This window comes from Pauljensenia sp. UMB9872, from assembly GCF_030212665.1.
Classification (GTDB): domain Bacteria; phylum Actinomycetota; class Actinomycetes; order Actinomycetales; family Actinomycetaceae; genus Pauljensenia; species Pauljensenia turicensis_B.
Map to the genome: position 1 here is coordinate 88,710 of NZ_JASOER010000004.1, position 23,323 is coordinate 112,032.

Below are 23,323 nucleotides of genomic sequence, written 5' to 3' on the forward strand. Positions count from 1 at the left end.
AGTTGTCTTGCGACCATTGCGCTTGTGCAATCCACTCTAGCGTTCACCATGGGCCAATCGCGGTGTTCGTGCACGTGAAACGATCTGCATTCACCTCATGTCCGCTCTATGAAGGTACGTCACCGACAGCTAGGGCATTCAAGCAAGCCGGCGCGTGAAGGTTTCAAAGCCGAGCGCCTCGCACGCATCCGCGAGCGCCAGTACTTGCTCATCCCATCCCGCTTGTTCGGCGACGAAGGTATCGGGGGTTCCTTGGGCGCGAGCCTGCTGGAGCGCGAACGAGGCTACCCCGCGCTCTTTGAGAGCGAGAGCGACATCCAATCCATCCCCCGGCCCTCCGGGGTAGACGGTCAGTCGGACCTCGTAATCAACTCCGGCAACGACAGGCGTAACGTGCGCGCGGGTCCCGGCCTCGTCCCCCACGACTCGGCTGGCGTGCGCACCGCGACGCGCATCATCGGCGTATTCGAGCAGGATGTCGAGGGCTTCCCACGCTTTTTCTCCGCTGGCGGGGCGGGCGACGACGGACGGGTAGTTCTCGGGGAGTGCCTTGATATCCAGGCCGACCCAGTCGACGAGCCCTTCTTCGAGGAGGGTGCGAAGGCGCGCGGGATAAGCGCCCGCGGTGTGCAGTCCGACGGCAAATCCTAGGTCTCGAACACGTCGCATTGCGGGGATGAGCGCCAACTGACGTGTCGCTTCCCCGCCAGAGAAGACGACGCCGTCAAGTAGGTCGTGCCGTCGCGCGAGTAGGCGTTCCAAAGCATCCCACGCGACGACGCCCGGGATTCTCGGGTCGAGGATCGCACAATTCTGACAGTACGCGCACTCCCACGGGCACCCCTGGCAGAAGACGGACGCGACGAACTTTCCCGGCCAGTCCACCGTCGACATGGGGACAAGTCCCGCGATTTGCAGGTCGTCGGGGGTAAATTCACGAGGCCCGGAAGCGAGCGTCAGACCGATTTGACCAGTGTTCACCGCTCGCCAACCGGCGGGAACGCAGACACCAATTCGCCGTGGTGGGAAGCGGCATCCTCGCTGAACATTGTGCGCTCAGCGTATTCGCCCTTCTTGCCGATATTGAAGGACTGGACTGGGCGGAAGTAGCCCATGACGCGGGTCCAGACCTCGCACTGCTGGGGCTCGCGATCCGGGTGGGCGGCGGCGCACTTTTCGCACGTCTCATGCTCGCCAGCCAAGTAGCCGTGAACAGGGCAAATGGAGAAGGTCGGCGTGATCGTGATGTACGGGACCTTGAACGCAGTCAGGGAACGGCGAACCAATTCCTTGCACGCTGCGCCGGACGAAATACGCTCACCCATGTACAGGTGCAGAACCGTGCCACCCGTGTACTTCGACTGCAGGACTTCCTGATCCTCCAAAGCCTGGAAGGGGTCGTCCGTGTAGGAAACGGGAAGCTGGGACGAGTTCGTGTAGTACGGCTCGGTCGCGGTTCCCGCCTGCAGGATGCCCGGGTAGCGCTTGCCATCTTCCTTCGCGAAACGGTAGGTCGTACCTTCAGCCGGCGTCGCTTCGAGGTTGTAGAGGTGGCCTGTGGCTTCCTGAAGCTCCACCATGCGATCGCGAATATGGTCGAGGATGCGGACGCACATGTCGAAACCGCGTTCATCGGTCAGGTCGTAATCGTCGTGGCTGAAGTTTCGGACCATCTCGTTCATGCCGTTCACGCCGACCGTTGAGAAGTGGTTGTCTAGGCTTCCCAGGTAGCGACGAGAGTACGGGAACAGACCGCGATCCATGTGGAACTGGATCGTTTCGCGCTTCAATTCAAGGGACTGTGAGGCAAGGTCAATGAGGTGATCGAGTTCAGCGATGAGGGCTGCTTCGTCACCGGCGAAACGGTAACCGAGACGCGCCATGTTGATCGTCACCACGCCGATTGAACCCGTCAATTCTGCCGAGCCAAACAGACCGTTGCCGCGCTTGAGCAGTTCGCGCAGGTCAAGCTGCAGGCGGCAGCACATCGAGCGGATCATGTGCGGGTCAAGGTCGGAGTTGATGAAGTTCTGGAAGTAGGGCAGGCCGTACTTCGCCGTCATTTCGAACAGGCGATCCGTGTTCGGCGTATCCCAATCAAAATCCGGGGTGATGTTGTAGGTCGGGATCGGGAAGGTGAAGACGCGACCGTCGGCGTCACCACCGGTCATGACCTCGATGAAGGCCTGGTTGATGAGGTCCATTTCATGCTGGAGCTCGCCGTAGGTGAAATCGCAGACCTCGTCGGCGATCAGCGGGTATTCCTCTGCCAGGTCATCCGGGCACGTCCAGTCGAAGGTGAGGTTCGTGAACGGGCACTGGCTACCCCAGCGCGACGGAACGTTGAGGTTGTAGATCAGTTCTTGCATGCACTGGACGATCTCGTCGTACTCCATGTTGTCCAGGCGGACGAAGGGCGCCATGTAGGTGTCGAACGAGGAGAACGCTTGAGCGCCGGCCCATTCATTCTGCAGGGTGCCAAGGAAGTTCACGATCTGGCCGCATGCGGAAGAGAAGTGTGCGGGCGGGCCGGAAGCAATCGCACCACCCACACCGTTGAAGCCTTCCTGGATCAGGCGCTTCAGCGACCAGCCTGCGCAGTAGCCGGCGAACATGTCGAGGTCGTGGATATGGTAGTCACCCCGGCGGTGCGCTTCGCCAATTTCGGAGGTGTAGACCTGTTCGAGCCAGTAGTTCGCAATGATCTTGCCGGCTGAATTCAGGATCAGGCCACCGAGCGAGTATCCCTGGTTCGCGTTTGCGTTGACTCGCCAGTCAGAACGGTCGAGGTATTCGTCGACAGTTCCCAGCGCATCAACGTCATAGCGCAATTGGGTGCTGGTGTTTTCCGCGAGCGGGGATAGTGTGGATGGCGAGGCTTTTTCAGGGGCGTTCATTGGTTGACCTTTGGCGATTCTTCGTTGAGGAAAAGCTCTGACCAGTGGAAACGGTGCGTTCCCAACGGTCAGACACGAACGCAAACACTACATCTAGTGCTTGCGCGAAACGCTCACCACTATATGTAGTTGCTCAAGTGAAATCGAGTCTCTTTGACGCAACACGCCCTAGTATCTTTCGATCACGACACACACCAACGCAAAAACGGGACCAACGTCCCGATCGTCGTTTTGAAGGCGGGCGAGTGTCGACTCTAGGCACGCGCCGGATAACACAAATTAGCGTTCGTTCCCACTGAGTGAATCGACCTCATCAATGACCCAGCCGGAAATCACAACAACCCACAGTGTGCCCGCGATAGCCAGAATGCGCGCGCGACTGGGAGATTCTTCAAGGAACTCGGCGAAGCCGTATCCGGACGGTCCGGGGTTTGCGACCGCTGACACGTCTACGCCCGCAAGCGCCACAACTGTCAAGATCGAGGCAACGATAAAGCCAATCACCAAGGCCATTGCGACGTACGTGCGCATCCCGCCGATATGTCGTGTGCGGTGTTCAATCGGCGCCAATGCCAGCGCCCAGGCGCCACAAATCAGGAACGCGACAACGACGTCCGCGATCCGGTGCCACGCTGAGATCATCACCGATATCCCCATCAGGGCAGTCCACACCCAGCCAACCCACGCTGAAGGTGCGCGAAGCCACGGTGGCGCAACCATGACCAGAGCAAGCGCGATCGCCATGGCAACTGTTGTATGCCCAGATGGCAGGGAGTTTGCAACGTCTGTTGTCACGCCGAGGTTTGGCCGATCCAGCAGGTATTTTGCGATCTGAGTTGTTGCGTTAGCCCCGATCACGACAAACATTGCTCGACCCGCCAATGTTGGGCGACGACGGATCACTGCCACAACAAACACGATTGCGCCGACGATGATCATCACGGGAACAGATGCAATGGATGTGATCAGATGCGTCAGGTTGCCTGCGCTGTCACTCCAGCGGATCGCGGCTTCCATGAACAGGGTGTCCAGAGCCTGCCCAGCGGGCGTCGTGACGGCGACATAGCTGATAACAACTGCGCCGATCACACATGCGATCGCCGAAACGATCCTTCGACGAAGCCGGCGCGCATACCAGTGGCCCGTTGACGTCCCGCGGGCAGGTGCCTGGCTAGTTGGGGACGAGGCCGCGCCTGCTTGCGTGCCTCGTGGTCGATTGAGGCGCGATGGTTGAGGCTGGCGCGCTTGGGGAACGTTTGGGCGTTGCATACGCGTGTCACCTCTTCGTGCCTGTTGCCTTGAACTGTCCGCTTCATCTGGTGAAAGTGTCGAAGCAGGACTCTGGGACTGTCCGCACCATTTTCGTGGTCTATACAAGTAAACGGTACGCACATACCTTATCGATAACCCGCCCATATCCGCTGAACAGAGCGGGTCAGGCGTGAACAAGCGCGCTTGAACGCGCCGGCGTACGCATACTTCGATAGAGTAAACCAACTCTTTCGAACGTCGTTCGCCGAATCACGATCCGTGGCGATGGACGGCCTCGTTCCTTCATCTTCAGGAGAATCTGAATGCCCACGACGACGCCCGTCAACACCGAGCGGATTCGGCAGTTGCTTTCCGATCGCGATGTTTCGTTCGGGGAATACGGCGAGGCCGAACTCGCGATCCCGACGCGCAACGCCGTTTTCTTCTGGAATATGTCGAACCCGCAGGTGTTGCAGTTGCGTGCTCAGTGGCGAGGAATTGCCACCGACGACGCTCAGTTCACCGCACTGGTCAACGAGGTTTCGGCGTGCAACTCGTCGCGCATCCTGCCCAAGGCATACCTTGCTCCGCTCGAAGATGCCGGGAAGTTCGGCCTGATTGCCGAGTGCAATGTGGTCGCGTCGCAGGGGTTCACGAAGGCTCAGCTGGATGCGTTCTGGGAATCGTCGATGTCGATGATCCTGACGTTTATTACCGACTTGGAAGCAGCACTTCCGGAATTCATCACGTGGTCTGACGAGCTTGATATTCAGGAGGACAACTGATGAGCGCTCCCTTTGCCGTCCCAAACGATGATCAGACTCCCTACCCGATTACTTTCGACCGTCTGCTCAAGGCATTCTCAGATAAGAACTTCCAGTTGGAACAAGTCAGCGAAGGCCGTGTTGCCGGCGCCATGTTCGATACGACGCCATTCCTCATCATGCTGGATACGTCGAACCGTTTCATCACGATCCGCGCGATGTGGGCAGCCGACATTCCGCTTGCGTCATCAAGCCAGCAAGTTTTTGCCGCCGCAGATTCGTGGAACCGCGAAATGTACTTCCCGACCGTCTACTCAATGCCGGACGAGGATGGCAACCTACAGGTGTGCGCTGATTTCAGCATCGACACGATCGCCGGGATCTCGAACGACCAGCTGTCCGAAAACATTGACGCAGGTATTTCGACGGGACTGAAGGCAATCGAATACATGAAGCAGGCCGCCGAGCAGACTCTCGGTTGGACTGACCCACGCAAGTGAACGAGGTTCCCGCGTCGGGTATAGCCGGTCAATCCGGTGGTGAAACACCTGCGCGCACCGACGCCTCCTTCACCCCAATTCCGTCCCCGAATACCGGTGATCTTGCGCGTCTGCTGATGGATATCGGTGCGGGCGATGATCGTCTGATCGATATGCACGTCATCGAAGGGCGGGCCGAGCGCACCGCTGAGTGGCCCACCTGGGTTGCACTCGACGTTGTAGAAGCATGGAAAGCACGAGGTGCTCTTCGCCCTTGGTCTCATCAGGTTGAGGCGCTGGATTCCATCGCGTCCGGCAATGATGTTGTCCTCGCGACGGGCACAGGGTCTGGTAAGTCTGCACCAGCATGGACCCCGATCCTCTCTGATCTGGTGAACGCCGAAGACTCTGGGCGTATTTCGCAGATTCGTCGTCGCCCGACCTGCCTGTATATTTCGCCGACGAAGGCATTGGCCGCCGACCAAATGGCAAACCTGGGTGCGTTACTGTCAGCTGCGCCCTCTGATTCTGCTCTGCGTCAGGTTCGCGCGGTGACCGCAGACGGTGATACTCCGCGGGAAACAAAGGATTGGGCACGAGCCAACGCCGACATTATTGCGACGAACCCGGACTACCTGCACTACGTGATGCTCCCCGGCCACGAACGCTGGACGCGATTCCTGGCTTCCTTGAAATACATCGTCATTGACGAACTTCACCATTGGCGAGGCGTCGTCGGCGCACACATTTCGCTGGTCATCCGCCGTCTGCTCCGCATCGCGCACCATCTGGGTGCTGATCCGATCATGATCATGCTGTCGGCGACAATCCGCGATCCCGAGGCCGTTGGCCAAGCTATGACCGGACGCCCATGCATCGGCGTGACTCATGATGGTTCGCCCGCTTCAGACCACCAGTTGTTCCTCTGGCAGGGGCGCCTCGTCCCCGATGAGGCCGAAGTGGATATGAGCGCATTCTTGAAAGCGGTCGCAGGGGAAGAGACCGTTTTGGAAGCGCCGATGCGTCGCGTTTCTGCGCAGACCGAGGCCGCGTCCCTGACTGCCGCGATGATCGAAAAGGGCGCGAGTCTTCTGACATTTGTTCGTTCACGTGCGGGTGCTGAGTCGGTTGCTGCGCAGGTTCGGAATTCGCTCTCGTCCCATGGTTCGCCTCTGGCCGGGCGTGTTGCCGCGTACCGCGGTGGCTTTTTACCTGAGGAGCGTCGCGCCTTGGAATCAGCGTTGCGAAGCGGGCGATTGCGTGCGGTTGCCACCACGTCTGCTCTGGAGTTGGGGCTCGATATCTCCGGTTTGAACGCGACGGTAACTGCAGGCTGGCCGGGGACGCGCGCGTCGCTCTGGCAGCAGATTGGTCGCGCCGGGCGCGCAGGGGAAGCGGGCGTTTCTGTTCTGGTTGCGTCCGATAACCCGATGGATGAATACCTTGTTCACCACCCAGATCAGATTTTTGCCCCCGTCGAAGCAAACGTCATCGATGCCACCAACCCGTGGGTGTTGGCGCCTCATTTGTGTGCGGCAGCCTCGGAAATCCCGCTGTCACCCGAGCGCACAGATAGTGAAGACCTGGCGCTGTTTGGAGCCTCGTTCCCACTTCTTGCACGCCAGCTTGCCGACGAGGGCTACCTTCGCGAACGACCAACCGGCTGGTACTGGGACGCCACCCGTCAAGAGAGGCCCGCCGACCTGACTGACCTGCGAGGCGGGGCGGGAGACGTGCAGATTATCGACGCACGCACAGGCGCGGTGATCGGCACGATGGACGCCGGATCCGCAGATGCACACCTTTTTGCCGACGCGATTTACGTGCATCAGGGGCGGACGTACCACGTCGTGGAGTATTCGCCGATGACGAGCGCCGCGCCTGCCAAGGAAGCGCGAAGTGGCGGGGGCATGCCACGGGAGCGGAGTGCGGGCGCGCTCGCACAGCCGGCCGGTGATTCTTTTGGGGGCCAACCCGACGCCGGCACCTCGTCCGCTCGGCCTAGACCTATCTCTTACATCGCGCCACCGGCCCCTGAGGAGAAGCAACGGATTGCGCTCGTCGAAGAGGTCCGCACTCCTCTGCGCACGCGTGCCAAGCAACGTGTGTCCGTGTCGATCACGTCGGTTGACGACACGTGGACGTCCGACGATGGGCTTGTGACCTGGTCGTTTGGCAGTGTGGACGTGTCGACGCGCGTGACTGACTACGACCTGTTGCGCCTGCCGAGGCTTGAGTTCATTCGCAACATCGAGCTCCAGCTGCCAACGCATACTCTGCCAACGAAAGCGGTCTGGCACGAATTATCGCCGGCCGCTCAGGTGCAGTTGCGCGAATTAGGAATCGGGAACGAGGATCTGTCTGGAACGTTGCACGCGGCCGAACATACATCGATTGGGCTCCTGCCCCTTTTGGCTACGTGTGATCGCTGGGATTTGGGTGGCCTGTCAACCGCGGAACATGATGACACAGGTCTGCCGACCGTGTTTGTGCACGATGCGTTCCGTGGTGGAGCTGGGTATGCTTCCGCTGGATTTGAGAACGCAGGCAAGTGGATGCGGATGGTGCTTTCAACCCTGGAATCCTGCGACTGCGAGGACGGGTGCCCGAGGTGCGTTCAAAGTCCGAAGTGTGGGAATGGGAATGAGCCACTGTCGAAGGCTGGCGCCATTGTTCTGACGCGGTTCCTTGCCGAGCGTGCGCCGGGAGCCTGAAGCTTTTCTTTGTGCAACTGAGCTTTTCGAGAGTGTGGTCTGATCCTGGCAATACGCCACGTGATGGTGGCGTAGATGCTCCAAAGGGCCAAACCTTGCGGCTTGGCCCTTTAGAGCATCCCATCAACACAGAAAGAGTCTCCCGATAGCGTCTCCTCAACAATTCCGTCGGCAGTGACGAACCCTTGTGGTTCGTTCGCCGTATTCCTTTGTGATGACTATTAATGTAGACACCCAACCTGAGAAGACCACTGAATCTAGCTATGAAAATGCTGTGGGTTGAAGGCTATGGCTTGAAGGAGCAACCAAAACCGTCAGCCTCTACCCGCAACCAGATACTCACTGGGTACAACCACACATAAACAAGGTAGCTTAGATACCACAAGGGGCTAAGCCTTACGGCTTAGCCCCTTGTGGTATCCCATCAACACAGTCAAGTCTTCGAATAGCGCCCTTTCCGTCAGTTACGAAGCGTCCAATTCCTTCGTATCTGCTTTCCTCTTGATGCCTACTACAGTAGCGAGCTCTCCTTGGGAAACCATTGAGTCTTCCTTAAAGTTCTCTGGGATTTTCTCCCTTCAAACATCAGGTCTCACATTCACCTCACTCGTTCACAGGCCCGGCACGCGCACGGGAACGAAGCGTCACCGGAATACTCATGACAACAACCGACTGTCTGACAACAATTCGAGTATCCGACTCGACCACTTCGCAACTCTCGAGATCCGCATCGTTACGAGCCACCACGTCGCCCGCCAGCTCACACGGTCTGGACCCCACGTCTTCCCATTGCGCAGTCGCCGACGCATCCGCGCCCGCGAGCGCCCCAAGGTCAGCGATCGCATCCAGACGAGCTTTCGCCGAATAGAGTGCACCAGCGAACACAATGACCAGCAGGCAGATCAGCGCCAGCGCACAGATGGCGGTAACGAGGATCGTGCCCGAGCCCTCTTCCTTTTCCAGCACCCGTCTACGAGGTCCCCGATTGGGCGGTGTAGTGCACGCTCTCATGGCACCAACGAGTCCTTTTTGGCTCTGATCGTGCACGTGTTGTCGCCAATGGTCAGTCCTGAAATCGCATGCCCTGAATACGTGGCGCGAGCTTCAACCCACTCACCGTTTTCGACAACTGAAACACTTGCCCCTTTGTGGGCAAGAGAGCCCAATGCTGTCGCTCCAACTTGGGTTGGATTCGCTACTCCCATCATCGCGGCACGCGCTGCTTCACTTGCCGAATGGCACAAGCTCTGACGCGCCAACACTGTGGAGGCAACACCTAACACCAGTGCCAGCATCAATGCGATGGCAACAAAACCGATTGCCAATTCGACCGTCACTGAACCTGTTTCATCGCGACTCCGCTGTGTCCGTTTTGCCCCATCGGCTACACGAGCATGGAAGTGCCTGAAATGCGTATCTCCACGCACACACCAGGCGAATCGCACCTTTTCGAGCCCTCGTTTCCACAGACGCTGACAAGGCCAACGCGGTTTCCTTTCGATTCCCCGTGGGGAGGGGTATAGGCCCCTCCCCACTTCCACGTCAGTACTCACAATGACAGTGCCTGAGTGATGATGTTTTGAAGCAGTCCTTTCACGACCCCGGACTTCAAAACGACAATCAGGAGTCCAGCCAATCCAGCAGTGGCAACCGCACCGATTGCATACTCGACTGTCGTCGACCCTTCTTCTAAGTCCTGGTTGCCCTTCGGCATGACTTTCGTGACGAGCGCCGACGTGACGTCATGCACCGCCAGTTGCCCCTCGATCGTCTTTGTCGTGAGCGTGTCTAACATGATGTTCTCCTTTTTGTCCGATGACCCCGAATGTTCTCCGGGAGTTCAATGGTCAAATGTCTGCTCGAACTTTGCGAACGGACGAAAGCGATTGTGTGGATAAGTTCTGGCCCAGAGATTGGCCTGTGAATAACTCAGGGTGATGGAGGCGAAAACATGCCTCTTTACCCAAGTCCGATAATCCCGTCGCCCATTATTAGATGAACAACGATCGGCCCTAGCCCGAGCGTCAAGAAGGCTGGTAACAGCAGGGATCCAAGGGGGACAACAAGCGTCACGCCGAGCGCTTCAGCGCGAGTCCTCGCTTCTGCAAGACGACGAGCACGTATCTGGCGAGCAGTGCGAGACAGCAAGTCGTCTGGAGCGATCCCATCGACCCACGCCGAGTGAAGAGCAAGCGCTAGCTGATCTGTGGCCTTCTCTTCCCAAGCTCGTTCCCATGACACTCCGAGCCGTAGCTCGCGCCCGATTCGGGCAAGCTGATTATCACGGGTCGCCTCCCCCAACGATTCGATCACGCTAGGGATTGCTGCACCTGATTCGAGGACAGCTCGCGCAAGATCGCAGGCAAGAGCAGGATCAATTGCTTCTTCTTTACCACGAGCCCTTCCCATCAGGTAGCGGCTCAGAAAGTAGGCGCTGACCATGCACGTGAGCCCCACAATTGCCAGAACAGTTCCAATTCCGCCTGAAACAAACTGTTTCAAGGGCTCAGCGCCTAACGCTTGCGCTGCTATCACTCCCATCAGTGGCATTGCCAGCAGGATTCGCGTTGACATGCGGGAGCCTTCTGATGCGATCCGGCGAGCTTCTTCCACGGCCTCCGCATCTTCTAAACCATCAGCAACCGCATCGAGGATATGCGCCAGCGGGGCGCCCGTTGCTCCGCTTAAACGGCAGGCTGAATCCAGCGCCTTTGAGGCATGAATAACCCCACTACCCTGAACGGAACGTATCCACCTCCCAAGACTCGCTTCCTTCAGAGAACGGGGAATACGGTGCCCGATGCTTTTCAAGCCGATGATGTCCATCAAGACCAGGGGCGTCCCTACTTCGTCAATCCCAGCGAACGCCACATCGGGAATGAACCGTTTCCACGAAGTCTCCCAAGCAACACCGGTCGGCGCACCTCCGCGCAATCTGCCGGCCACGTCCGCGACAAGAAGGGCAAGGTGCGCGCCATCGAGCTGTGTGAACGGCGAACGCCACGGAGGGGTTCGGTGGCGCCGAGCCGAACTACCCGGCACAGAAGAGATGCTGGGGCGTCCAGCATTGTCACGATCGTGCGATGACTTCTTGATTCCGACTGTTTTGCCCCACGCTTTCACCAGGTTCTTTTCATGTCTGACCTGCGCATACTCAAGAAGAATCCAGGTAGTGACTGCGACGCAGCAGGCAACAAGGCTGATCATGGCGTACCGCCGTCCAGCCCGCACAGGCGCTGTATGTCGGGCCAGGCGCTACCGAAATGGGCTGTCCCGTCTTGGCTCACCTCAAGCGCAAGCTCACACTCAAGCTCACCGCCCTGACGTTTCAATATGCCGATTTGCCCGACCCATCGCCCAGGTAGCTGAGCCTGTTCCACGCCAGACGCATCAGTGTGCGGCCCTGCTTCGTCAGAGGGCTGAGAAACCTGGGGTTTTATGGCACTGCGACGCATATGAATGACCGCATCAAACGCTGCGACCGATTGGTTAATGACCGCAGAATCACTGAGTCCCGCAAGGCCTCCCAGCGCATGTAAGCGGGCGGGAACATCCTCGGCAGAGTTTGCGTGCAGGGTGGCCCATCCGCCGTCGTGCCCAGTGTTGAACGCGAGCATGACGTCGCGAACTTCCGGACCACGGCATTCACCAAGAATCAGACGGTCGGGCCTCATTCGCATGGCTGCTCGCACGAGCTCCGACAGACTGATCCCACCCTTGCCCTGCACATTCGGGTGCCGTTCGACAAGGGATACAGCGTGAGCGTGATCCGGGTGGAGTTCCGGAATTTCTTCGATACAAACGATTCGCTCGTCGCCTGGGACAAGCGACAGCAGGGCTGAAAGGAGCGTCGTTTTTCCACTGCCGGTTGCCCCGGAAATCAGAACGTTGGCACGACGAGCACACAATGCGCGAAGCACCTGAGCCACAACGGGAGCAACCGACCCGCACTCCTCCATTTCACTCAGTCCCATCCCGCGAGCGCGCGGGGTTCTCAGCGAGATGAGTGTCCCGGATGCGCTGGGGGAAGGAAGGACGGCGTGGAGTCGGATTCCTCCTTCGAGTGTTCCGTCAACGATGGGACTGGCATCGTCAAGGCGTTTCCCGCAGGCGGCCGCCATATGTACGGCGAGGGCGCGTGTTTGACTGTCCGTTGAATGTGAAAACTCGCGTTCTTCCAACCCAAAACCGCGGTCGATCCACGCGTGAGTGGAGTTGATGAGCACGTCGGTGACTCCGTTGATTGCCAGTAGGCGGGCGACTTCCGGCCCGGTTCCCTGCGCGAGAGTTCGGATTCTTTCGTGAAGGTGTCGCATTTCGTCGACGCCCGCGCCGGGGCGAGCGCTTTCTGCGACGGCTTTTTCGAGGTCGCCGTGTGTTGCCAGGTGTCGCAGTGTTCGCTCTTCAATTTCTTGACGGCTCAGTCGCCATCCGTCTTCGGGTGGATTCTGAGCTTTCTGACGAGGCGCGCTTTCGGGGGCGTGGGGCGTGAAGAACATCAGAGCTCACCCTCACCGATTCCAAGCTCGTGGAACAGGCGACGACAGTGCGCCTGTATTGCTCGCTTGAGCGTCAAGACCGGGGCGTTAGTCAGCGCGCGGATGTTCCCACTATTCCCCGTCGTAGTCAGCAGTACGCAAGGCAGGCAAGACTGAAGTGGCCACAACGTCAGCGAGCACGCGCACTGGGTGGCGCCCTGGCGGTCTGCTCGTCCGATCAATACGAGTGCGCTCGCATGTGCACTCACGCAGGCGGCCGACCTCTCGTCCCACCGCCCACAGTCAACTACGCACCCGTGTCCGGCCTTGTTCAGACTTGAAATGACCGCGCCTAAGCGAGAGTCCAGTGGCGTAGCGACCCCAAGCCCATCCCCCGCTAACACGCTGACACCTTGGACGATGGGCAGGGTGCGCGCAAGTTCGGGTGAGTACGCTACTTCCCCGTACGCCAGATCCGCCCATCGCACGCCACGGCTCTCCGGTAGGTCTGCGCACGATGGAGCTGGTGCGTGTCCGCTTGCGTCAATGAGTACGAGGCCGCGCTCACGCGCGAGTTGGTGCGCAATCGAGCTGGTCCCAACTCCCCCGTTCCACCCAGCGACGCAGATGCATGGGCGGGGTGGATACGTCGAAGACAGTGCTGTAGCTTCCGTTTCTTTGCGCGGTTGTCCAGCGTGTTCACGAAGGATGGCGCGAAGAAGGTCCTCGTCTTCAGGAAGGTGGAATTGGCCGTGAGCTCCCACTTCGATGCGGGTGCTTCCCAGCCTGCCAATCGCGTACGGTCCGGCAATAACAAGAAGAGGCGAAGAGTAAGGTGTCCGGCCTCGTTCGTCTGCGTCCTCGACCCATGAGTGCGCATCACCCACCTGGATGTCCACGTGCTCGCGCGCAATCATGCGACGCACGAAGCGCTCATCGTTGCGGGTAAGACCGTCGAGAATCAGACGCGCAGTGCCGGGCGCACACTCTGGCTTCACCGTCCCGAATCTGCCCAGCCCACGCCGAGCACCCCAGACGAAAGTATTGCGTTTACCCATCGCGTTTCCTCCAACACACCCGCCGAGCCTCACTGAAAAGACCCGACTCGTTGGACGCACTCTTGCACTGCGAACAGGCAGATTCCACGTGAGAGGAGTGAAATTGTGGAAGACTAATCTGATACCAATCGACCTGTGGATAAGTGGGGTCACAAGCCCCGAAATTCCACCAAATACGTCAGTGCCGACTCCAATCCGTCCCGCTGACAGTCAAATGGCAAGGAGCACGTGATGATTCAACCCCCGCTTCAGCGCAATTCAGCTGCCTTCTTTGATCTTGATAAGACGATCCTTGCCACGTCGTCCTCGATTGCTCTTCAGAGCTCCTTCGTTGACGCCGGCCTCCTGTCGCGCCGAGCTGCCGCCATGTCCGTCCTCGTCCACCTTCCCTACCTGCTCAAAGGCGCAGATGAAAAGCGGATGGACAAGATGGCTGAAGCGATCGGTGACCTGGCCAAAGGCATGAATGCTTCCCTCCTTGAAGCGACCGTTGAATCCTCCATCGGTCACGCGATTAACCCGGTGTGTTTCACGCAGGCACTCGAAGAAATCCAGTTCCACCATGACCAGATGCGACCCGTTGTTGTTGCGTCCGCATCTGTCATTGAAATCGTCCGCCCGATTGGCAAGATGCTGGGTGCTGACGCCTGCATCGGCTCGATCGCTGAAGTGAATGACGACGGTGAGTACACGGGCACCGTGCTCCACTACAATCAGGCGGCGAACAAGGCAGCGGCCTGCGAAGAGCTTGCCGCCAAACGCGGGTGGAATATGGATGAGTGCTGGGCGTACTCCGATTCTGTTTCTGATATTCCTCTGCTGTCTGCCGTCGGCCACCCGATCGCCGTCAACCCTGACAAGGGCTTGCGTGAGGCAGCCGTGAAGAACGGGTGGGAGATCATGCGTTTCACTTCGACCGCAGCTGTTCACCGAACGATTCCCACGCCGTCGCGTCGTACGCTCGCCATGATCGGCGCGGGTGTGGCGATTGGCGCGGCCACCGTAGGGTATGTGACCGCAAAGCGCGCCTAAGTACTGGGGCAACTCGTAACCTGCGAGTTTCTGGGCTAAGTCACCCTTAATCGCCTACTGTCGGACCTACCTGTTATTTGACGAGCCTTGCGATCTAGCTGAGTCTGCCAGCTTGGACGTGGAAAGCAATGTCAGCGCCAACCTTCGCGCCGTATGCGAACGTGCGCATCGAATGGACAAGCCACCTGGCAACGCTTTCCTCGCTGGCGCCCACCCAACCGCCGAGCGCACGCGAGGCTTCCGCTTGGTTCTCAGCATCGAAGGCTGAAATCACTGCGACGCCCGTGGGTTCAACTCCTTGGGTGACCAGAAGCCATCGCGCAAGCCCATACCCGACCGCGCTGGATGCTGGATCAAAGACGGTGCGAAACCGGAAGTGCGCAACCAGGCAGGCTGCTTTCACAAGCGCCGGTAATTGCCCATTGATCAGCGTCATCGCATATGCAAGTGCACCGCCGTCGTGCGGAATTGCTACGTGCCCAACATCCAGTCTTCCCGATTCGACGAGGCCGGAACAGGCATCTCGGTGGAGTCCCGCGATCAAGGCCGGAAGTGGCCGAGGGGTTTTTCGGGTGGGAACTCGAGTATTTAAAGGGTCAAAACCTGCCCTGAGGTTCGCTTGGGACCTCCAAATCCCCAGTGCCAAGTCCATTGCCGGATCGCGGGTGGCACCCGACGCGGTGCGTTCATTGGTGACAGCAGACCGAGGCGCGTCATTCATTGAGGCGATACGCATGTCGTCAACATTTGTTCTGGCGCCACACATGATCGCAATCGCTGTTGCCTCACGGACTGACGCTTCGGCGCGAGCTTCTTCCCAACCGCGACGCAGTCCCTCGTGAAAGCGCAACGTGGTGAACGCCTTCACGGTGTCGTCGCAGGCCAGACGTACTTCTTCGCGGGCACTCGCACCGGTGATGACGGCAAGCGTGGGGTCAACAAGGGGATCGATAGTCACTTCTTCAGACTACTTGCCGGTGGCCACTGGGCGGGTATACGCCCGGATGTGCGACATACTTGAGGCATGAATCTTCGTCCGTCCTCGCGTTCTGAGCACGTGCGCAGTGGCGTATATGCCCTTGTTTTTGCGCCCGTCGCCCTGATCTTCATGGGGTCGTCAATGGCTGATTTACAGGCGCAAGCCGCCGTTGGTCTGCCACTGGCTTCGGTCGAAGGTTTGATCGGTGTCGCGTTGGCGACGATTATCTTGGCCTTGGTGTCACTGAACTGCGAGGAGTCGCCCGCCGGAATGTACGTGACGTCCGCACTTTCAATTCCGATTGGGCTGAGCCAAGCAGCCGGTTACCTGCGCGTTCCACTCTTGCAGTCGACGATTTTTGATCTGCCGGATATGCGTTCGTCGGTCCTATGGAGCCTCTACCCCCTGTCGGTCACTCTAATCACCGGATGTGCCGCGGTTGCACTGACGTATGCGCGCTACCCGGCAGTCACAATCAATTCTCTGGTTCCCTATCCTGCAATTACAGGGCATCGGCACACGTGGGTGGCCTCGTTGTCGATCCCCGCAACGCTGATTGCGTCGGCGCTCTTTGTCTTAGCGGCACCGAATGACACCAGCGCGGTGAGCGCGAACGGACTGTCCGCACTGGAGCCGGCGATGGGAACGCACGCTCTCGAAACGATCATCGCCGCGATTCTCTTGGGTTTAACTGCTCTGGTCGCACGTTTTTCGTTGACCGGCCCGCAGGCTGGCGCGTGGCTGATCATGGTGGTTCCCACGTACATGTTGGTTCCGCTCTGGTCGTCGATCACGGGTTCCGTGGTCACTCCGGGACCCTCGGTGACGACTCAGCTGGCGCTTGCGTCTCCCGTCATTGCGTCCCTGGGGTGTCTGTTGGGCGCCTCCACAATGGGCATCTACTTGGCACGACAGCGGGTCAGCGTGGGGGACGAGGCAACCCAGCTTGATACACAGCGTGACCAAAACAATGGTGACGAAACGCGCCTAGCGGATAAATAAGCCGAAAGTCCGGCATTTTTCTCGATAGTGTGTACCTACAAGCAGGAGGAGCACCATGTCTGATCAGGATTTCACACCACCCAAGGACGATGACTTCGTCGCACCCGAAACATCCGAATACTTCAGCGATGAACCGATGATGGCCGAAGGTGAAGCTACCAATAGCGCAGCACTTCCGCTGACCGGCGAAGAGGTTGACCTTCCGGGTGAAATCTCAAGCGCGGACGACATTATCGGCGAATCGTCTGTTGTTCAGACCGGCCAGATTGAGCCCGTGATTCTGACCCCGCACACGACCACCATCCCCGTGATGACGGACGAAAATCCTGCGATCGTCATCGACCCGGTTTCGGATCCGACTCCGACTCCGCGCGACGTGATGGCGAATCGTGTTGGCACTCCCGCTACCGACGCGACCCCCGCAACTCCCGCTTCGGTTGAAGCATCAACCGTTCAGCGTCGTTCCTTTATGACGGCCACTCCGCTTGAAGAGGTCGAGGAAGAAGCTGAAACCACGTGGAAGCCCCGCGAAGAGGCCGTTGAAACGACCGAACCGGAGCAGCCTTTCGTTGCGACGACTCCAACTTCGCTTGATGATTCGATCTTTGAAGGCGCAACCCTGACAGCAGAAATGCCGTCGCGCGCCGGAGCCCACTGGGGTTCCCTGCTCTCGTTCTTCATCCTGGCACCGATCGCCTGGTATTTGGCCGCGGATGCTGGCTCGCGCATGACGAATGCGATGACGGGCGCTCCGACACCCGACACTCCTCTTGTGTCGACGCTGGCACTGGGTGAGCTTCTGGTTGCAATTGTGATCGGCATTGCTCTGCTGATCGCTGCGTGCAAGTCCTCACTTGGCCCCTGGTTCTCCGGTGTGATTACCACGATCATCGGTTTGCCGTGGCTGGTTGTTCCGGCCATGACCGCCGAATACACCAAGCCGGTTTTGACATGGCTGTACAACTGGAACACGGTGGGCGCGAACTTCACGCACCACGTCCAGCTTGCCGGTTATTCCGGTCGATTCCTTCTGATGGGTATTGCCATGATCTTCATTGGCATCCTGTCCCACCGAGTCCGTCGCACCGGTCGCGCCGAAGAGGTCCTGCGTTCCGAGGTCGAAAAGGTGAACCCGACCAGCGCTCACTACACTGCGCGCGCACGTCGCAAGGCGGAAAAGGCCGCTGGCCTGCGCTGAAGATCCTGATCATGCTCTCCCCGGTGGGTGCGCGCTTTTGCGTGCACCCACCGGCGTTTTTATGCCCAGACTATGCGCAATAAGCACAGATGAACAGTGATTAAACAAAGACGATCGAGGAATAAAACAGATCGCCTGCTCGTTGGGATCAACGCACAAACGCTCGCAGATTTGGCGGTTATATGCGCGTTTTCGGCGTGTCCACACGGTTTCTTCACCTAGTAACGGTCAACAGGGCATACTGTGTGGTGTATATCAGTCTCGTATGTTCTATGGCACACGAGTGCTCAGATAATGGTTTCGACCTCGTTACCCACGAGGCCACGAGCAGAAAGGAGCCCCGCCACATGATTGGTGACGGTAACTTCATCAGCCAAGTCCCGCTGTTCGGCGGCCTCGATGATTCCCAGCAGATTTCCCTGCAACAGAAGATGGGCCACACGACCCTGCGTCGTGGCGAGACTCTCTTCGACGAGGGCGACCTTGGCGATCGCCTCTACATCATCACCGAAGGCAAGGTGAAGCTCGGTCACACGTCAAACGATGGTCGTGAGTCCCTGCTTGCAGTCCTCGGCCCCGGTGAAATCATTGGTGAACTGACCCTGTTCGATCCGGGCCCGCGTTCCACCACCGCAACCGCCGTTTCCCCGGTTTCGCTACTCCACCTGGACCACGAAGACCTCATGGAAATCCTCGACACGAACCCGACCCTGGCAAAGCACATGCTGAAGGCACTCGCCCAGCGTCTGCGTCGCACCAACGAGTCCCTGTCCGACCTAGTCTTCTCCGACGTTCCCGGTCGCGTGGCAAAGGCTCTGCTGGATCTGGCAGATCGCTTCGGCACTGCATCCGACAAGGGCGTTCACGTTCCTCACGACCTGACCCAGGAAGAGCTTGCTCAGCTGGTTGGCGCTTCGCGCGAAACCGTGAACAAGTCGCTCGCCGACTTCGTCTCCCGTGGCTGGATCCGCCTGGAAGGTCGCGCAGTGACCCTGCTCGATGTTGACCGCTTGGCACGTCGCGCGCGCTGATCTGACAGGGTAACCCTCAGGGTTTATCCTTCATTAGACGCAACCGGGGGCTCGGAACTTTCGTTCCGAGCCCCCCAGTCGTATTCAGTCTGTTAATCCGTCAGCGAAACGCCAACCGATCAGGCCATCACAGCTCAGTCCTCGATCGGTCGCTTCAAGTAGGCAACCAGATTCTCTGAACCGGTCGGACCGGGGATCACCTGAACGAGCTCCCAGCCGTCAGAACCCCACTGGTCAAGAATTGCTTTCGTGGCATGCGTAAGCAACGGAATCGTTGCATATTCCCATTTAGTCATGGCTCAATCCTACGTTCTTCACTGCCACACCTTCCACGACGGCCACGCCATCGTGGCCTCGTCAATCAGTGGCATCAAACGAAACTGACGTTCACCCGCGAACGTGCGCAAGAACTCGCGGAACCTTCGCTGCACGAATTTCAGCAGCCAGCGGATCCGGGGAAGACTCCAGCCAGACCCGCCAATTCTCAACGGTCGTGTAGTGGCGAAGCATCGCGCGACGCTCACGCTCTGTCAACCCACCCCACACGCCAAAATTGGCTTCGGACTGCAGGGCGTCAGCAAGACATTCCAAACGGACCTCGCACTGCAAACAACGCAGGCGTACCTGGCGCTGCGCAGCGCCTTGAACAAATGAAGCATCAGGTTCAGAGTTTGCACACAGCGCCTTTGCTACCCAACTCTGATCCTGGTCAATGGTGGTCATGAATATGCACTTCCAAATCGCTCGCCCATGAGCTTTCACCTGTGACGATACACACATCCACAGTAATTAACAAACCGAAGACGTCTCGCCTTGGCAGAGAGTCACACAAAAAGAAGCGTCTACTCACTGCAGAGCGCTCACCAACACGTATTCTTAACCTATGTCGCATAATCACTCGCGCCTTATCCGGCCCGCACAGCTCGTCGCGCTGCTCGTGGCATTCGTGTCCACGTCAGCACTCATCGGCGTACTCGGGGCAGGCATGCTCGTCCCGCTCACCGGATCTCTCGCGCTCGCAACAAAGTCGATGCCGGAAGTTTTCAACGACCTCCCCAGCGAAATTGAAGTCGTCGAGCCCGCAGAAGAATCGCACATGCTCGATTCAACAGGCGCAGTGATTGCACGCTTCTACGACAAACAGCGCATCGTCGTCCCCTCGGCAAACATCGCCGACATCATGAAGCAAGCCATCGTCGCAGTCGAAGACAAGCGCTTCTACGAACACGACGGCGTTGACGCAACCGGCATCGCCCGCGCATTCGTCAATAACCTGGCCGAAACCGGCACCCAGGGCGCATCCACCATTACGCAGCAGTACGTTCGAAACGCCCTCCTTGAAAAGGGCTACTTGGAAGGCGACGCTGAACAGGTCAACGCGGCAACCGAACAGACCGCAGCCCGCAAGCTCCGCGAGATCAAATACGCTCTCGCCCTTGAACGGAAGCTGGACAAAGATCAGGTCCTCACCGGTTACCTGAATATCGCGCCCTTCGGTCCCATCACCTACGGTGTCGAAGCTGCATCGCAGCGATACTTCTCCAAGAGCGCCTCTGAAATCAACTACCTCGAAGCAGCACTGCTCGCAGGCTTGGTCCAGTCCCCCGTTGAATACAATCCTCTGTCCTACCCTGAAGCAGCAAAAGAACGTCGCGACCTTGTTCTTGGCTTGATGCTTGACCAGGAAGTCATCACGCAAGAGGAATACGACGCGGGCGTCGCCACCGCCATTGAAGACATGCTGAACCCGAACGTCTCCGCCGAAGGTTGCTCCGGCGCATCGGGCTCCTCCGCATACTTCTGCGACTACGTCCTGTCACAGTTCCTTGCCGATGACACCTACGGCGATACGTCCGCGAAGCGCGAACACATGCTGAAGACCGCGGGCATCACGATCCGCACCACGCTTGATCCGACGAAGCAAGCGATCGCTTGGAACTCACTGACCGGCGCGATCCCCGTCGATGACGCCTCCGACGTTGATACCGCACTGGTGTCCGTTGAGCCCAGCACCGGACACATCCTAGTGATGAGCCAGAACACCAACTACGGTGTTGAAGCCGGCCAGACCATGGCAAACTACGCCGCCAATGGCCAGTTCCAGGTCGGCTCGACCTACAAGGTCTTCACTCTGTTGCAATGGTTCAAGGAAGGCCACAGCGCCTACGAAACCGTTGGTTCAGCAAACCGCTACTACGGTTCGAACGCCTTCCACTGTGGCGATCAAGCGATCAACACCGGCGCCTACAACGTCGTCGACCTTCCCGGCAAGGACGGCGCAATGAACGTCATTCGCGCAACCGGCTTGTCGGTTAACCAAGCATTCGTGAACATGGCATCGCGCGTCGACTTCTGTCAGATCTTCCAGACCGCCTACGACCTTGGCGTAACCCAGAACGGCGAGGTCGCCGACCTCTTCCCGGCAAACATCTTGGGCACCTCGTCAACGAACCCGCTTGAAGTTGCCGGCGCTTTCGCTGCGATCGCGAACAGCGGTAACTACTGCAAGCCGAACGCGATCCTGTCGGTCACCGACCGCGATGAAAACACGCTGAAGGAATACGCGCCCGAATGTAGCCAGATCATCCCCGAAACCGCCGCCCAGCAGACGGCAACGACGTTGACACAGGCCGTGGGCCGGTACTACACGTCCACACAAATCGCTGACGGCCGTCAGTTCGCGGGCAAGTCGGGTACAACGGATAACAACTCGAACACGTGGATGAGCGGTTTCACCCCCTCTCTGGCCACCTCGGCATGGGTTGGCCACGCGAACGCTTCAACCCAGCCCGTTCAAGACGTGACCATCAACGGCGTCTACTACGCCCAGCTTTACGGTGAGACCTTCGTTGGTCGCACCATCTGGGCACCCTACATGTCAGCCGTTTTGGCGGGCACTCCGATCGAGCCCATGCCGATGGTCAGCATCGGTTCCCCCGCCCCGCAGCCTCGTACTCAGCAGCCAGCAGCTCAGGCAACCGAACAGTACGAAGAGGAAGACTCCGAATAAGGCAGACCCATGACGTACGGCGTGCACACAACTGCCCTCAACATCGCTGGGAGCGCGTTCAAGGGCGTCGGCTACACGACCCTCGGCATGGGGTTGGCAGGGGCGTCAGCGCTCGCCTGGGGCTCGTTTGAACGACGCTGGCCAACATTACGGCACGTCCACATCACCTTGGATCCATCGCGCAATATCCAGCCACTGACAATCCTTCACGTCTCTGACCTGCACATGTTTCCCGGCCAAAACTTCATCGAGGATTTCCTCAGCAAAGTTACGGCCACAAACCACATTGATTTCGTCGTCTCTACCGGCGATAACTTTTCTAGTGTGGACGGCCTCGTCCCCCTGATGCGCGCCTACACACCACTGCTGGACTACCCCGGCGCCTACGTGCTCGGCTCGAATGACTACTATTCGCAGATGCCGAAGAGCTGGGCACGCTACCTTGTCGGCGGACACCCTCGAAAGGCGCGAACAACGCCGAACCTGCCGTGGACTGAGCTGACTTCCGCCTTCCACGAAGCCGGCTGGACGAACCTGAATAACCGCGCAGATACGCTTTCGATTCCCGTTGTCTTAGCACCGGTTGCGCACGTCTCGTCTTCGTCGACCATCGCACCTAATGCTTCTTCACATTCTATTCACGAGGCCGCGCACACTTCCCAAACGCTCAGCTTTATCGGGACCGACGACGCGCACCTCAACCGCGATCGACTTCCCATCCCGTTGGATTCGTGGGCGGACCAGCAGAACCTGCGTATCGGACTCACGCACGCTCCATATACGCGCGTTTTGAATGCCATGACGGACGCTGGAGCCGACCTTATCTTCGCCGGTCACACGCACGGCGGTCAGATTGGACTTCCCGGCTTTGGAGCGATCGTGACGAACTGCGACGTCCCACGGAAATACGCGAAGGGGCTGCACTCGTGGCGATATGGCACGCACCAGTCCTTCGTCAATGTCAGTGCCGGACTGGGGACGTCGCGCTACGCGCAGGTTCGTATCGCAACACGCCCCGAGGCCACTCTTCTTTCAATCGCATAGCGTTCACGTAGCCCGTTCGGATAGCGCTACCGCGAATGATTGCCGCGCATTTAGGCTGAGCGCTCAGATCGGGCACTGTGACTTATTCGGCAGGCTCTACGAGGCTTTCCGTTTTGTCATCTGAGACTTTGACTCGCTATACTCAAACAGTCGCACGGGGTGTGGCGCAGTTTGGTAGCGCGCTTCGTTCGGGACGAAGAGGTCGTGGGTTCAAATCCCGCCACCCCGACTCGTGTGAGATCCTCCGGCACTGCAAGGTGTCGGAGGCTTTTTCATTTTTTGGCGACGGAGAACTTAAACGACAAATGTGGGTTAAACGACAAAATGTGTGTTTTTGTTGGCGTGTCGGGATTAGAGTTGGCCTTTTCGGATGCCGAGTGAGTGGT

Annotated in this window: 21 protein-coding genes and 1 tRNA gene; 10 read left to right on the forward strand and 12 right to left on the reverse strand. The window is 58.8% G+C overall.

Annotated features, from left to right (window positions below):
* Positions 1–138: 138 nt before the first annotated feature.
* From QP109_RS02765 to QP109_RS02775, 3 genes are all read right to left on the reverse strand, one after another.
* Positions 139–981, reverse strand: a complete 843-nt coding sequence (locus QP109_RS02765) for an anaerobic ribonucleoside-triphosphate reductase activating protein (RefSeq protein ID WP_285023174.1) — start codon at positions 979–981, stop codon at positions 139–141.
* Positions 978–2,897 (reverse strand): ribonucleoside triphosphate reductase, encoded by a 1,920-nt coding sequence (locus QP109_RS02770; RefSeq protein WP_285023175.1) that lies wholly within the window; start codon positions 2,895–2,897, stop codon positions 978–980. The genes QP109_RS02765 and QP109_RS02770 overlap by 4 nt, the downstream gene beginning before the upstream one ends.
* Before the next feature lie 279 nt (positions 2,898–3,176).
* Complete coding sequence (locus tag QP109_RS02775; RefSeq protein WP_101628725.1) at positions 3,177–4,166, reverse strand: phosphatase PAP2 family protein; 990 nt, start codon at positions 4,164–4,166, stop codon at positions 3,177–3,179.
* Positions 4,167–4,471: 305 nt separating this feature from the next.
* On the opposite strand from QP109_RS02775, the gene QP109_RS02780 reads away from it, so the two are divergent.
* The 3 genes from QP109_RS02780 to QP109_RS02790 are packed head-to-tail and all read left to right on the forward strand — an operon-like array spanning position 4,472 to position 8,105.
* A complete protein-coding gene (locus QP109_RS02780; RefSeq protein WP_285023177.1) occupies positions 4,472–4,933 on the forward strand; it encodes a YbjN domain-containing protein in 462 nt (153 codons plus the stop codon).
* Positions 4,933–5,412: a YbjN domain-containing protein gene (locus QP109_RS02785; RefSeq protein ID WP_285023179.1), complete on the forward strand. Its 480-nt coding sequence runs from the start codon at positions 4,933–4,935 to the stop codon at positions 5,410–5,412. Before QP109_RS02780 ends, QP109_RS02785 begins: the two co-directional genes overlap by 1 nt.
* Positions 5,409–8,105, forward strand: a complete 2,697-nt coding sequence (locus QP109_RS02790; RefSeq protein WP_285023181.1) for a DEAD/DEAH box helicase — start codon at positions 5,409–5,411, stop codon at positions 8,103–8,105. The genes QP109_RS02785 and QP109_RS02790 overlap by 4 nt, the downstream gene beginning before the upstream one ends.
* Positions 8,106–8,708: 603 nt before the next feature.
* Here QP109_RS02790 and QP109_RS02795 read toward each other — a convergent pair.
* From QP109_RS02795 to QP109_RS02820, 6 genes are all read right to left on the reverse strand, one after another.
* A complete protein-coding gene (locus QP109_RS02795; protein WP_243381318.1) occupies positions 8,709–9,071 on the reverse strand; it encodes an Rv3654c family TadE-like protein in 363 nt (120 codons plus the stop codon).
* A 41-nt stretch (positions 9,072–9,112) separates the two neighbouring features.
* Positions 9,113–9,442: a hypothetical protein gene (locus QP109_RS02800; RefSeq protein WP_101628747.1), complete on the reverse strand. Its 330-nt coding sequence runs from the start codon at positions 9,440–9,442 to the stop codon at positions 9,113–9,115.
* A gap of 212 nt (positions 9,443–9,654) precedes the next feature.
* A complete protein-coding gene (locus QP109_RS02805) occupies positions 9,655–9,900 on the reverse strand; it encodes a DUF4244 domain-containing protein (protein ID WP_101628748.1) in 246 nt (81 codons plus the stop codon).
* Between the two features lie 164 nt (positions 9,901–10,064).
* Complete coding sequence (locus tag QP109_RS02810; RefSeq protein ID WP_285023185.1) at positions 10,065–11,312, reverse strand: type II secretion system F family protein; 1,248 nt, start codon at positions 11,310–11,312, stop codon at positions 10,065–10,067.
* Positions 11,309–12,604: a TadA family conjugal transfer-associated ATPase gene (locus tag QP109_RS02815; RefSeq protein WP_285023187.1), complete on the reverse strand. Its 1,296-nt coding sequence runs from the start codon at positions 12,602–12,604 to the stop codon at positions 11,309–11,311. Before QP109_RS02815 ends, QP109_RS02810 begins: the two co-directional genes overlap by 4 nt.
* Complete coding sequence (locus QP109_RS02820; protein WP_285023188.1) at positions 12,604–13,641, reverse strand: CpaE-like family protein; 1,038 nt, start codon at positions 13,639–13,641, stop codon at positions 12,604–12,606. The genes QP109_RS02815 and QP109_RS02820 overlap by 1 nt, the downstream gene beginning before the upstream one ends.
* Positions 13,642–13,872: 231 nt before the next feature.
* Between QP109_RS02820 and QP109_RS02825 the strand changes: the two genes are divergently transcribed.
* Positions 13,873–14,673, forward strand: a complete 801-nt coding sequence (locus QP109_RS02825) for an HAD family hydrolase (protein WP_285023190.1) — start codon at positions 13,873–13,875, stop codon at positions 14,671–14,673.
* 94 nt (positions 14,674–14,767) lie between these two features.
* Here QP109_RS02825 and QP109_RS02830 read toward each other — a convergent pair whose 3' ends face one another.
* On the reverse strand, positions 14,768–15,631 hold the full coding sequence (locus tag QP109_RS02830; RefSeq protein WP_285023192.1) for a hypothetical protein: 864 nt from the start codon (positions 15,629–15,631) through the stop codon (positions 14,768–14,770).
* Positions 15,632–15,697: 66 nt separating this feature from the next.
* Here QP109_RS02830 and QP109_RS02835 point away from each other — a divergent pair, with 66 nt between their 5' ends.
* The 3 genes from QP109_RS02835 (at position 15,698) to QP109_RS02845 (ending at position 18,883) form a co-directional block, all read left to right on the forward strand.
* Complete coding sequence (locus QP109_RS02835; protein ID WP_285023193.1) at positions 15,698–16,654, forward strand: hypothetical protein; 957 nt, start codon at positions 15,698–15,700, stop codon at positions 16,652–16,654.
* A gap of 55 nt (positions 16,655–16,709) precedes the next feature.
* A complete protein-coding gene (locus QP109_RS02840; RefSeq protein WP_285023194.1) occupies positions 16,710–17,852 on the forward strand; it encodes a hypothetical protein in 1,143 nt (380 codons plus the stop codon).
* Between the two features lie 347 nt (positions 17,853–18,199).
* Positions 18,200–18,883 (forward strand): Crp/Fnr family transcriptional regulator, encoded by a 684-nt coding sequence (locus QP109_RS02845; RefSeq protein WP_040318335.1) that lies wholly within the window; start codon positions 18,200–18,202, stop codon positions 18,881–18,883.
* 134 nt (positions 18,884–19,017) lie between these two features.
* Here the strand turns inward: QP109_RS02845 and sp36 are convergent, their stop codons facing one another.
* Both sp36 and QP109_RS02855 read right to left on the reverse strand, forming a co-directional pair.
* Entirely contained in the window at positions 19,018–19,179 is a 162-nt protein-coding gene (sp36, locus tag QP109_RS02850) for a Sp36 family protein (protein WP_006680451.1), read from the reverse strand.
* 91 nt (positions 19,180–19,270) lie between these two features.
* Positions 19,271–19,606: a WhiB family transcriptional regulator gene (locus tag QP109_RS02855; protein WP_101628756.1), complete on the reverse strand. Its 336-nt coding sequence runs from the start codon at positions 19,604–19,606 to the stop codon at positions 19,271–19,273.
* Positions 19,607–19,766: 160 nt separating this feature from the next.
* On the opposite strand from QP109_RS02855, the gene QP109_RS02860 reads away from it, so the two are divergent.
* The 3 genes from QP109_RS02860 (at position 19,767) to QP109_RS02870 (ending at position 23,166) form a co-directional block, all read left to right on the forward strand.
* On the forward strand, positions 19,767–21,893 hold the full coding sequence (locus QP109_RS02860) for a transglycosylase domain-containing protein (RefSeq protein ID WP_101628757.1): 2,127 nt from the start codon (positions 19,767–19,769) through the stop codon (positions 21,891–21,893).
* A gap of 9 nt (positions 21,894–21,902) precedes the next feature.
* Positions 21,903–22,937: a metallophosphoesterase gene (locus QP109_RS02865; RefSeq protein WP_285023199.1), complete on the forward strand. Its 1,035-nt coding sequence runs from the start codon at positions 21,903–21,905 to the stop codon at positions 22,935–22,937.
* A 155-nt stretch (positions 22,938–23,092) separates the two neighbouring features.
* A tRNA-Pro gene (locus QP109_RS02870) sits at positions 23,093–23,166 on the forward strand.
* Positions 23,167–23,323 lie beyond the last annotated feature (157 nt).

Bases quoted from the DNA above. Each gene is read 5' to 3' on its own strand.
- QP109_RS02770 (WP_285023175.1), bottom strand. From the start codon at position 2,897: ATGAACGCCCCTGAAAAAGCCTCGCCATCCACACTATCCCCGCTCGCG.
- QP109_RS02775 (WP_101628725.1), bottom strand. From the start codon at position 4,166: ATGCAACGCCCAAACGTTCCCCAAGCGCGCCAGCCTCAACCATCGCGC.
- QP109_RS02780 (WP_285023177.1), top strand. From the start codon at position 4,472: ATGCCCACGACGACGCCCGTCAACACCGAGCGGATTCGGCAGTTGCTT.
- QP109_RS02785 (WP_285023179.1), top strand. From the start codon at position 4,933: ATGAGCGCTCCCTTTGCCGTCCCAAACGATGATCAGACTCCCTACCCG.
- QP109_RS02805 (WP_101628748.1), bottom strand. From the start codon at position 9,900: ATGTTAGACACGCTCACGACAAAGACGATCGAGGGGCAACTGGCGGTG.
- QP109_RS02810 (WP_285023185.1), bottom strand. From the start codon at position 11,312: ATGATCAGCCTTGTTGCCTGCTGCGTCGCAGTCACTACCTGGATTCTT.
- QP109_RS02815 (WP_285023187.1), bottom strand. From the start codon at position 12,604: ATGTTCTTCACGCCCCACGCCCCCGAAAGCGCGCCTCGTCAGAAAGCT.
- QP109_RS02820 (WP_285023188.1), bottom strand. From the start codon at position 13,641: ATGGGTAAACGCAATACTTTCGTCTGGGGTGCTCGGCGTGGGCTGGGC.
- QP109_RS02825 (WP_285023190.1), top strand. From the start codon at position 13,873: ATGATTCAACCCCCGCTTCAGCGCAATTCAGCTGCCTTCTTTGATCTT.
- QP109_RS02835 (WP_285023193.1), top strand. From the start codon at position 15,698: ATGAATCTTCGTCCGTCCTCGCGTTCTGAGCACGTGCGCAGTGGCGTA.
- QP109_RS02840 (WP_285023194.1), top strand. From the start codon at position 16,710: ATGTCTGATCAGGATTTCACACCACCCAAGGACGATGACTTCGTCGCA.
- QP109_RS02845 (WP_040318335.1), top strand. From the start codon at position 18,200: ATGATTGGTGACGGTAACTTCATCAGCCAAGTCCCGCTGTTCGGCGGC.
- sp36 (WP_006680451.1), bottom strand. From the start codon at position 19,179: ATGACTAAATGGGAATATGCAACGATTCCGTTGCTTACGCATGCCACG.
- QP109_RS02855 (WP_101628756.1), bottom strand. From the start codon at position 19,606: ATGACCACCATTGACCAGGATCAGAGTTGGGTAGCAAAGGCGCTGTGT.
- QP109_RS02860 (WP_101628757.1), top strand. From the start codon at position 19,767: ATGTCGCATAATCACTCGCGCCTTATCCGGCCCGCACAGCTCGTCGCG.
- QP109_RS02865 (WP_285023199.1), top strand. From the start codon at position 21,903: ATGACGTACGGCGTGCACACAACTGCCCTCAACATCGCTGGGAGCGCG.